At 72.5% G+C, this 10,103-nt stretch carries 4 protein-coding genes and 13 pseudogenes; all 17 read right to left on the bottom strand.

Translation table 11 applies throughout. From position 1 onward, the window contains the following. A pseudogene (locus tag UK94_RS72275) lies at nt 1-472 on the bottom strand (AMP-binding protein); the annotation flags it as partial. A gap of 1 nt (nt 473) precedes the next feature. Continuing rightward, nucleotides 474-708 (bottom strand): annotated as a pseudogene (locus tag UK94_RS72270) (condensation domain-containing protein); the annotation flags it as partial. A gap of 1 nt (nt 709) precedes the next feature. After that, nucleotides 710-1,511: pseudogene (locus tag UK94_RS72265) on the bottom strand (condensation domain-containing protein); the annotation flags it as partial. A gap of 68 nt (nt 1,512-1,579) precedes the next feature. Continuing rightward, nucleotides 1,580-1,816 (bottom strand): phosphopantetheine-binding protein, encoded by a 237-nt coding sequence (locus UK94_RS72260; RefSeq protein WP_268761753.1) that lies wholly within the window; start codon nt 1,814-1,816, stop codon nt 1,580-1,582. A 111-nt stretch (nt 1,817-1,927) separates the two neighbouring features. Next, nucleotides 1,928-2,191, bottom strand: a pseudogene (locus UK94_RS72255) (hypothetical protein); the annotation flags it as partial. Nucleotide 2,192: 1 nt separating this feature from the next. Next, a pseudogene (locus UK94_RS72250) lies at nt 2,193-3,661 on the bottom strand (AMP-binding protein); the annotation flags it as partial. A gap of 1 nt (nt 3,662) precedes the next feature. Beyond that, a pseudogene (locus UK94_RS72245) lies at nt 3,663-3,737 on the bottom strand (hypothetical protein); the annotation flags it as partial. Between the two features lies 1 nt (nt 3,738). Further along, nucleotides 3,739-3,784: pseudogene (locus UK94_RS72240) on the bottom strand (hypothetical protein); the annotation flags it as partial. Nucleotide 3,785: 1 nt separating this feature from the next. Beyond that, nucleotides 3,786-4,414 (bottom strand): annotated as a pseudogene (locus UK94_RS72235) (condensation domain-containing protein); the annotation flags it as partial. Nucleotide 4,415: 1 nt separating this feature from the next. Then, nucleotides 4,416-4,983 (bottom strand): annotated as a pseudogene (locus tag UK94_RS72230) (condensation domain-containing protein); the annotation flags it as partial. 1 nt (nt 4,984) lies between these two features. Beyond that, nucleotides 4,985-7,245, bottom strand: a pseudogene (locus UK94_RS72225) (condensation domain-containing protein); the annotation flags it as partial. 1 nt (nt 7,246) lies between these two features. Beyond that, a pseudogene (locus UK94_RS72220) lies at nt 7,247-7,341 on the bottom strand (hypothetical protein); the annotation flags it as partial. A gap of 1 nt (nt 7,342) precedes the next feature. Continuing rightward, a pseudogene (locus UK94_RS72215) lies at nt 7,343-7,473 on the bottom strand (hypothetical protein); the annotation flags it as partial. A 1-nt stretch (nt 7,474) separates the two neighbouring features. After that, nucleotides 7,475-8,098 (bottom strand): AMP-binding protein (locus UK94_RS72210; RefSeq protein WP_268761752.1); only part of this gene is annotated, 624 nt, incomplete at its 3' end. Nucleotides 8,099-8,132: 34 nt separating this feature from the next. Beyond that, nucleotides 8,133-8,351: pseudogene (locus tag UK94_RS72205) on the bottom strand (condensation domain-containing protein); the annotation flags it as partial. 1 nt (nt 8,352) lies between these two features. Beyond that, on the bottom strand, nt 8,353-9,478 hold a 1,126-nt coding region (locus tag UK94_RS72200; RefSeq protein WP_235490893.1), incomplete at its 3' end, for a condensation domain-containing protein. Nucleotides 9,479-9,483: 5 nt separating this feature from the next. Then, nucleotides 9,484-10,103 (bottom strand): phosphopantetheine-binding protein (locus UK94_RS31570; protein WP_157734552.1); only part of this gene is annotated, 620 nt, incomplete at its 5' end.

Below are 10,103 nucleotides of genomic sequence, written 5' to 3'. Positions count from 1 at the left end.
ACCAAATCCACCGAACGAGGAACCCGAACCGCCACCACCCGATCCGGACCCGCACCCCGCTCCACCAACCAATGCGCCAACTGATTCGCCCGCCGATCCAACTCCCCATAACTCAACCGCACACCCTCACCAACAACCGCCACCCGATCCGGAGCCGACGCCACCCGCGCCTCAAACACGTCCGGCAACGTCCCCCCCACCACCCCACGACCCGTCTCATTAACCCCACCCACCAACCACTCCCACTCCCCAGCCCCCAGCACATCCACCGCACCCACCCGCACACCAGGATCAACAACCAACGCCTCCAACACCCGCACCAACCGAGCCGCGATCCCCTCCGCCGTCACCCGGTCGAAAAGCTGCGTCGAGTACTGCAGGTCGCCCCGCAGCACGCCGGTGTCGTCCATGGTCATGCTGAAGAACAGGTCGAACAGCGCGGTCGAGGTGAGATGCTGTTCGAACTCCACCCNCAGACCCGGCAGCTCGAGTTCCTGGCTGGCGAAGTTCTGCCAGGCGAACATGACCTGGAACAGCGGCTGGTACGCGGCCGAGCGGTCAGGATTGATGAGCTCGACCAGCATTTCGAACGGCACGTCCTGGTGTTCGTAACCCGCCAGCGCCTTCTCCCGTACCTGCGCGAGCAGGTCGGTAAACGACGGGTCGCCGGAGAGGTCCACCCGCAGCACGAGGGTGTTGACGAAGAAGNCGACCAGGTCGGCCAGCGCCTCGTCGGTGCGCCCGGCGATCGGACCGCCGATCGTCACGTCGTCCCCGGCGCCCAGCCTGGCCAGCAGCACCGCCAGCGCGGCCTGCATGACCATCGACATTGTCATGCCGCGCTCGTCGGCCAGTCGCTGGAGTCCGGCCGCGACCGTGGCGTCCACCCGGATGTCGACGGTGTCGCCCTCCGAGTTCCGCTCCACCGGCCGCGGGCGGTCCAGCGGCAGGTTCAGCGGCTGCGGCACCTCAGCCAGCTGCTGGCGCCAGTACTCGACCTGCGTCGCGGCGAGGCTGTCCGGATCCGCCGCGTCGCCGAGCAGCTCGCGCTGCCACAGCGCGTAGTCCTTGTACTGGACGGGCAGTGGCTCCCACCGCGGAGCCTGGCCACCCCGGCGGGCGGTGTAGGCGCGGGCGATGTCCCGGGCCAGCGGCGCGCCCGACACGCCGTCGGAGGCGATGTGGTGGATGACGAGGACCAGGACGTGTTCCTGTGGGGAGCAGCGAAACAGCTGGGCCCGCAGCGGGATCTCGACCGCCAGGTCGAAGCGGTGGGCGATGACCTCGTCGATGGCGTCGGCCAGGTCCTCGGGCGCCACGTCGACGGTCGGCACCCGCACCTCGGCCTCGGACAGCGGCAGGATGCGCTGGCCGGGCTCGTCGTCGTCGTCCGTCACGTAGATGGTGCGCAGGATCTCGTGCCGGTCGACCACGTCACGGATCGCCGCGGCGAGGGCGTCGGCGTCCAGCGGACCGGTCAGCCGGAACGCCGGCGAGATGTTGTAGGTCTCNGCTCCCCCTTCCAGTTGGTGCGTGAGCCACATACGGCGTTGCGCAAACGACAGCGGAATCACTGCTCTCACTCCTCTACGGGCATTCTGCGGAGACCGGGGCGACGCGGCGCGGCCGATTCCTGCGACCAGGCGGCGAGCGCGGAGACCGTCGGCAGATCGAAGATCTTGCGGATGGGTAGCTCGATCCCCAGCTCGGCGCGGGCCCGGCCGATGAGCCGGGTGGCGAGCAGGGAGTGCCCGCCGAGCGCGAAGAAGCTGTCGTCGATGCCGACCCGCGGCACGCCGAGCACGTCGGCGAACACCCGTGCCAGGCCCTCCTCGCGGNCTGTCCGGGGTGCCCGGAACGCGGTGGCGGGCGTGAGGTCGGGTGCGGGCAGCGCCCTGTGGTCGAGCTTGCCGTTGGGCGACAGGGNCAGCCGGTCGAGCGGTACGTAGGCGCCGGGAATCATGTAGTCGGGCAGCCGCTCTCCCAGGTGGTCACGCAGCTCGGCGGGGCTCGGGACGGTCTCGCCGGGAGCGGGCACCAGGTAGGCGGTCAGCAGGTGGGTGTCGCCGGTGCGTCGAGCCACGACGGCGGCCTGGAGCAGGTGGGGATGCGCGGTCAGCGCGGCCTCGATCTCGCCCGGCTCGACGCGGTAGCCGCGGATCTTGACCTGAGTGTCGATACGGCCCATGTGNTGCAGGTCGCCGTCCGCCGTGAGCAGCGCGAGGTCACCGGTGCGGTACATCCTGGAGCCGGGCGGGCCGTAGGGGTCGGCGACGAACCGTTCCGCGGTCAGGGCGGGCCGGCGGTGGTAGCCACGACCGGCTCCGGCCAGGTAGAGCTCGCCCGCCGTGCCCGCAGGCAGCAGGGTGAGGCCCGGGCCGAGGATGTAGGCGCGCAGCCCGGGGAACGGGCCGCCGATGGGCACACCGGTGGCGTACGACCGGCCCGGGTCGAGCAGATGTCCGGTGGCGTAGAAGGTCTCGCTGGGACCGTAGCTGTTGATGAGCCGGGCCGTCGGCCAGAGCTCGCGCACCCGCCGCACCAGAGCGGGGGTCAGCACCTCCCCGGAGATGTTGAGGGCCGTCGGCCGAACGCGACCGCCGAGCTGGTCGACGAGCTCGGCCAGCGCCGAAGGCACCAAGCAGATCACGTCGACGTCCCAGGTGTCGCGTTCGACCAGCGACAGCACGTCGCGCACGATCTCGACGCTGCCGCCTGTGGTGAGCGCGCAGAACAGCTCGAAGGTGGCGACGTCGAAGCCGACCGAGGCCGCGAGCAGCACCCGCTGTCCGAGTCGCATCCCGGCCTGCGTGGCCAGAGCCCGCACGGCGTTGACGACGGTGCGCTGGGTGATCCCCACGCCCTTGGGCACGCCAGTGGAGCCCGAGGTGTACACGACGTAGGCGAGGTTGTCGGGGCCGGCCGCCGGCCGGGCGCCGGTAGCCGGGACGGGGTCCGCGGCCGTCGGTTCGCGGTGCGTGTGCGCATCGTCGAGGACGAGGCGGGGGATCTCGGCGGAGGGCAACAGCGTGCGGGTGTCGGCGTCAACCACCACCAGGTGCGGCCGGGCGCCGTCGAGGATCTGCCGCAGCCGGCCGCTGGCGGCGTGACCGGGGTGGACGGGAAGGTAGGCGGCACCCGCCCGCAGCACGGCCAGCAGGGCCACGACCACGTTCGCGGTACGCGGAAGGATCACGACCACCACGGTCTCCGGCCCCACCCCGCGGTCGGTCAGCTCGCGGGCGAGCCGCCGGGCCCGGGCGTCCAGCTGGGCGTAGGTCAGCGTCTCGTCCCCGGCGACCAGGGCGATGGCGTCCGGGGTCCGCGCGACCTGCGCGTCGACGAGCTCGGTGAGGGTGGCGTCGCTGGCCACGGCACCCGGCTCGTCGAACCAGGTCAGCAGCCGTTCGCGTTCGTCCGGCGCGAGGGTGTCGACCTGGGCGACCAGCAGGTCCGGGGTGCTCGCCAGCTGCCGCAGGAGGCGGCCGAGCCGGGCCGCGTAGCCCCGCACCGTCGCCTCGTCGAGGGCGCTGCGCGCGTACTGCAGGACCAGCTGCAGCTCCGGGTCGGCCGCCGCCAGCAGGCACAGCGGGTAGTGGTTGCCGGCGAAGGGCTGCAGGCCGGTGAAGGCGATGCCGTCCGCGGCTTCCGTGGCGGCGTCNAGGGCGTCCCGGTCGATCGGATACGACTCGAAGACGACCAGGGTGTCGAACAGCGACTGCAGGCCGACCGACCGCNTGATCTCCGTCAGGCCGTGATGGTGGTGCTCGGCCAGGGCGGCCTGNCGGCGCGCGAGTCGGGTGAACACCTCGGCGAGGGATTCCCCGGGTGCGAACCGGACCCGCACGGGCACGGTGTTGATGAACATCCCGACCATCGACTCGACCTGCGACAGCTCGGGCGGGCGCCCGGAGACGGTGGCGCCGAACACCACGTCCTGGCTGTCGGTGAGCTGGCCGAGCAGGAGCGCCCAGGCGCCCTGGACCAGGCTGTTGAGGGTGATGCCCCAGGTGGCGGCGAGGCGGCGCAGGGCGTGCGCGTCGTCGTCGGCCAGCTCGACGTCGATCTCGTCCCGGGCGCCGTCGTCGTCCGCCCCGCCCGCCACGCCCGCCGTCTCGTCCGACGTGTCGGCGGCGGACTCGGGCGCGAGCAGCGTCGGCGTCTCGAACCCGTCGAACTCCGCCGCCCACTCCCGGGCCGCGCTCTGCGCGTCCTGCCGACCGAGCCAGGCATAGAAGTCGCCCTGGTCGCGGGTGGCGGGCAACGCCGACGGGTCGCCGTCGGCGGCGTAGAGCAGCAGCAGGTCCCGCATGAGCAGGGGGGTCGACCAGCCGTCGTACAGGACGTGGTGGGCGGTCAGCACGAGCTCGGGTCGCTCCGGGTCGAGGACCGCGAGCGCCAGCCGGAACAGCGGNGGGTCATCCGCGTCGAAGTGGGTGGTCTGGTCCTGCGCCAGGAAGCGCGCGAACGTCTCCTTCTGGCTCGCCGGGTCGGCCTCGGTCAGGTCGAGGTACTGCCAGGGCAGCACCACCGTCTCCGGCACGACCTGCACGACGTCGCCGTCCGGCCGCCGGACGAACGCCGCGCGCAGGCTCGGATGGCGGTCCAGCAGCGCCTGCCCGGCCCGGTGCATCCGCGCCGGGTCGACCTTGCCGGCCAGGTGGAACACCAGCTGGATGTGGTACGGGTCGAACGACCCGCCGGCCAGGAGAACGTGGAAGAGAATCCCCGACTGTGCCGGGGTCACCGGCCACACCGCGGCCAGCCGGCCGAAGCGGCTCTCCCAGGTGTCGATCTCCCGCTGGTCCAGGCTGACCAGAGGCACGTCCGTCGGCGTCAGCCCACCCGCGTCGGGGGTCGCGGCGTGCCGAGCCAGGGCGCCCAGCGCGTCCACCCACAGCCCGGCGAGCTCGGTCACCTCGTCCCGGGAGAGCACGCCGGTGGGGAAGCCGAAGTAGGCCGTCAGTTCACTGCCGGCGGGGGNGGTGGTCGCCACCGCGTTGATCTCCAACGCGGACAGCACCGGCATGTCCCCGTCGGGCGCGGCGATCAGGTCGGGGTGGGTCGTGTCCGGTGACCAGCCCAGGGAGCGCAGGTCCGCGGGGACGTCCGCGGCGGAGGTCCGGCCCAGGTAGTTGAAGCCGATCTGCGGTTCGGGCTCCCCCGCCAGCACGGCGGCCGTGTCGGGGTTGAGGTGGCGCAGCAGGCCGTAACCGATTCCGCCTGCGGGCACCGCGCGTACCTGCTCCTTGACCGCCTTGATCGCCGCGCCGGCGGCCGGGCCGCCGGCGAGGGCCTGCGCGACGTCGATGCCGGCGAGGTCGAGGCGCACCGGGTACATCGCGGTGAACCAGCCGATCGTGCTGGCCAGGTCCGCGCCCGGCACCATCTGCTCGTCGCGGCCGTGCCCCTCGAGACGGACCAGCGTCGAGGACGCGGCGACGCCCCGAGACCGGCGCCAGCAAGCCAGCGCCAGGGCCAACCCGGCGAGCAGGCCGTCGTCGACACCGCCGCGGAAGAGCGCGGGCACCGTGGTCAGCAGGACTTCCGTCACCGCTGCCGGTATCTGGACCCGCACCGTGTCGACGGTGGCGGCGACATCGCGGGCCCGGTCCAGCTCCCGCGCACCGAGCGTCGGTTCGTTCCCGCGCGCCACGGCCTGCCACGCCGGCAGTTCCGCCACCCGCCGCGCGGTGGCCGCCTCGTCGACCAGCGCGTGCGCCCACCGGCGCACGGAGGTACCCACCGCGGTCGCGGCCGGGGCGCGGCCGTCCCGAACCCGCTGCCAGGCAGCGGCCAGGTCCGGGAGCAGGATGCGCCACGACACGCCGTCGACGACGAGATGGTGCAGCACGATCAGCAACCGGTCCGCGTGCGCCTCCGCGTGCGCGTCGGCGTCTGCGGTGAACCACACAAACTGCGCCATGACGCCGTTCTCCGGGTCCAGCCGGCCGGCGGCTGCGTCCAGCTCGGCCGCCGCCTCGGCGTCGCCGGGGACCTCCCTCAGCAGGGCGTCGACGTCGACGCTGTCCGCGGGCTCGATCCACAGACCCGGCCGGACCCGATCCAGGCGGGCACGTAGCACGTCGTGCCGCTGGACGACCGCCCGCAGGGTCGCGACCAGACTCGCGCGGTTCACGCCCGCGGGCATCCGCACCAGGCCGGACATGCAGAACCGGCTGATGCTGCTGCCGAGGGCGAGGACGTGCGCGGCGGTCGGCTGCAGCGGCGCCCACCCGATGCCGCCGCCCGGCAGCTCCGCGAGCGTCGGACGCTCCTGCTCCGCCCGTCCCTCGACCAGCTCCGCGAGCCGGGCGACCGTGCGGTTGTCGAAGATCTCCCGGGTGGTGATCTCGACGCCGCGGGCCCGCGCCCGGGCGACCACCTGGATGGAGCGGATGCTGTCCCCGCCGCTGGCGAAGAAGTCGTCATCCACGCCGATCCGCTCGGTGTCGAGCACTTCGGCGTACACCTGGGCCAGCACCTGTTCCGCCGCGCCGCGGGGCGCGCGGTACTCGGCGCCGGCGAACTCCGGCTCCGGCAGCGCCGCCCGGTCCAGCTTTCCGTTCGCGGTCAGCGGCAGCCGGTCCAGCACGACGAACAGCGCGGGGACCAGGTAGTCCGGCAGGCGCTCGGCCACGAACCGCCGCAGCTCCGCCGCCGACGCGCCGGCCCACAGGTCGCCGTTGCCGGCCGCGTTCCCAGCGTCGGCGCCGGCGTCCGCGCCGGTGGTGGTGCCGACCGGCGTCAGGTAGCCGACGAGCCGTCGGGTGCCGGCGGCGTCCTCGCGTACGGCCACCGCCGCGCGGCCGACCGCGGGATGTCGGGCGAGCACGGCCTCGATCTCGGTCGGCTCGATCCGGATGCCGTTGACCTTCGTCTGGGTGTCGGCACGCCCCGCGTACGTCAGCTGGCCCTCGCGGTCCCACCGGGCCAGGTCGCCGGTGCGGTACATGCGGGCGCCGGCCGGGCCGAAGGGACAGGGCACGAAACGCGCCGCGGTCGCGGCGGCGGCGCGGTGGTAGCCGCGGGCGAGAAGACCACCGACGTACAGCTCGCCCGTCACGCCGGGCGGCACGGGTGCCAGTTCCGGGCCCAGGACGTAGGCGCGCATGCCGGCGAGCGCCCGCCCGACCGGCGTCGCCTCGCCCTCGGCCAGGTCGGGTAGCAGCGACGGGTGGTCCGGGAGCGTGTACGTCGTGGCGTAGAAGCTCTCGGTCTGCCCGTAGGCGTTGACGACCCGGGNCTGCGGCAGAACCTCCTGCAGCCGTCGGACCAGGTCGGTCGACAGCGGTTCCCCGGCGAACACCACGGTCTGCACGTCGAGCCGGCGGGCTGGCCNACCGTCGGCGGCGAGCTGCTCCAGCAGGACCGAGAACACCGTCGGCACCGCGCTGACGGTGCTGCCCGACCAGTTGTCGCGTTCGGCGAGTTCGAGCACGTCGCGGACGATCTCGATGCTCGCGCCCGCGGNGAGCGCGGTGAACACCTCGAACACGGAGACGTCGAAGCTCACCGAGGTCGCGGCGAGCATGCGTGAGCCGGGGCCGACCCCCACCGCCCGGCGCAGCTCCCGCACCCCGTTGACCACACTGGCGTGCGTCACGGCGACGCCGCGGGGAGTGCCGGTTGACCCCGACGTGAACATCACGTAGGCCAGGTTCTCCGGCTGTGGGTGCGGGCCCTGGGCCGCGGCGCCGGCCTCGGCGAAGCCCGGCTCGTCCAGCCGCAGCTCGTCCAGCCGCAGCTCCGGCAGGCCGTGGGCCGGCAGGTCCGCCGCCCCGGCGCCGCTCGTCAGCACCATCGCGGGCTCGCCCGCCGTCAGCAGGAGCTCGATGCGCGCGGCCGGGTAGGCGGGGTCGATCGGCAGGTACGCCCCGCCGGCCCTCAGCACGCCCAGCAGCGCCACCACCAGGTCCGCCGAGCGCGGCAACGCCACGGCGACCAGGACGTCCGGCCCGATCCCCCGCTCGCGCAGAACCGAGGCCAGCCGGCTGGCACGCACGTCCAGCTCGCGGTAGGTCAGCATGGTGTCGCCGGCCACCACCGCGGTCGCGTCCGGTGTCCGCAACGCCTGGGCCCGCAGCAGTTCCGGCACCGTCGACGCGGCTCCCTCGCGGGCCGGCTCGTCNCTCGCGACCAGCAGGTCCCGCTCGGCGTCGGTGAGCACGCTCACCCCACCCACGCGCACTGCGGGATCCGCGACCACCTGTCGCAGCACGCGTACGAAGCGGTTCGCGATGGCCTGGGCGGTGGCGTGGTCGAACAGCTCCGCCGCGTACTCCAACCGCCCGTGCGCGCCCCCGGTCGCATGCGGAACGATGTTGAAGAACAGATCGAACTTGGCGGTGNCGGTACCGGTCGGGACCGGTGTGACCCGCAGGCCGGGCATCTCGATGCCCGGCCACACGAACTGCCAGGCCAGCATCACCTGGAACAGCGGGGAGTAGGCGGTGGAGCGGTCCGGGTTGAGCAGTTCGACCAGCCGCTCGAACGGATAGTCCTGGTTGTCGTAGGCGGCGAGAGCCCGGGTCCGGACCTGGTCCAGCACCTCGCCGAACGCCGGATTGCGCGACAGGTCGGCACGCAGCACCCAGGTGTTGGCGAAGAACCCGATCAGATCACCGAGCTGCTCGTCGGCACGGCCCTCGATCGGACTGCCGATCGTCAGATTGTTGCCGGCGCCGAGGTGGTGCAGCAGCACGGCGAGCGCCGCCTGGGCGAGCATCGGCGGGGTCGCGCCGTGTTCCGCGGCGAGCTTGCCGAGCCCGGTGAGCAGCTCGGGCTCCAGCTCGAAGGACACGTGACCGCCGCGATGGCTGGCCGCCGTCGGTCGCGGCCGGTCGAGCGGCAGCACCACGGGCTGCGGTGCCCCGGCCAGTTCCTCCCGCCAGTAGGCCAGCTGCGCCGCGGCGATGCTGTCGGGGTCCGCCTCGTCCCCCAGCAGCTGCCGCTGCCACAGCGTGTAGTCCTTGTACTGCACCGGAAGTGGCGTCCAGCCCGGCGCGTCCCCGCGCTGACGGGCGGAGTACGCGCGGACCAGATCCTGCATGAACGGCGCCATCGAGGCCCCGTCCGCCGCGATGTGATGGAACACGAACACCAGCACGTGGTGCTGGGCGGCGACCCGGAGCAGCACCGCCCGCAGGGGAAGGTCCGTGTCGAGGTCGAAACCCTCGCACGCGACCCCGTGGATCGCGGCGTCCACCGCGTCCGCGGCGACGTCCACCACCCGGACCGTCAGCCCGGCCTGCTCCGGCGGCAGCACCCGCTGCTCCGGTGCGCCGTCGGCGCTCTCCACGATCAGAGTGCGCAGGCTCTCGTGCCGGGCGACAACGTCCGTCACCGCCGCGGACAGGGCGGGCAGATCCAGTGACCCGTCCAGCCGAAGCACGAACGGGATGTTGTAGGTGGCGGAAGGGCCTTCAAGTCGGTGGAGAAACCAAAGCCGTCGCTGAGCAAAGGACAACGGAATCATCGACGTTACTCCTGTACGGTAAGCTGGCGCAGCCGGGGGCGCTTCGACGTGGCCAGGTCCTCGATGCGCGTCGCCAGCTCGGCGACGGTCGGATTGTTGAAGACCATGGTGACCTTGACGTCGACATTGAGTTCGTTGCGAATGCGACCGATCAGTTTGGTGGCGAGCAGTGAATATCCGCCCTGGCTGAAGAAATCGGCGTCGATACCTATCTCGGCCACGCCGAGGAGCTCCGCGAACAGCCGGCAGAGGACTTCCTCGTTGTGGTTGCGGGGTCCCCGGCCGACGGCGGCCTCGGACTGGTCGGGTGCGGGCAGCGCCGCACGGTCGACCTTGCCGCTCGGTGTCGTCGGGAACTCCGTGAGCGGCACGATCACTGACGGGACCATGTACTCCGGCAGCTGCCGGCGGAGCCGGTCGGTCACCTCCTCGATGTCGGGCTGGCCGACGGACGCCTGGTCCTCCGCCACCACGTAGGCGACCAGGCGTTGGTTACCGGCCTGGTCCTCCCGGACGATGGCCACCGCACCGCCGATGCCCGGCTGCGAGGTCAGGGCCTGTTCGATCTCACCGAGCTCGATACGGAACCCACGAACCTTCACCTGGAAATCCGACCGGCCCAGAT

This window comes from Frankia sp. AvcI1 (assembly GCF_001420875.1).
GTDB classification, from domain to species: Bacteria; Actinomycetota; Actinomycetes; order Frankiales; family Frankiaceae; genus Frankia; species Frankia alni.
Note: the sequence above shows the minus strand (reverse complement) of the source record. Positions and strands in the feature narration are given on the sequence as shown.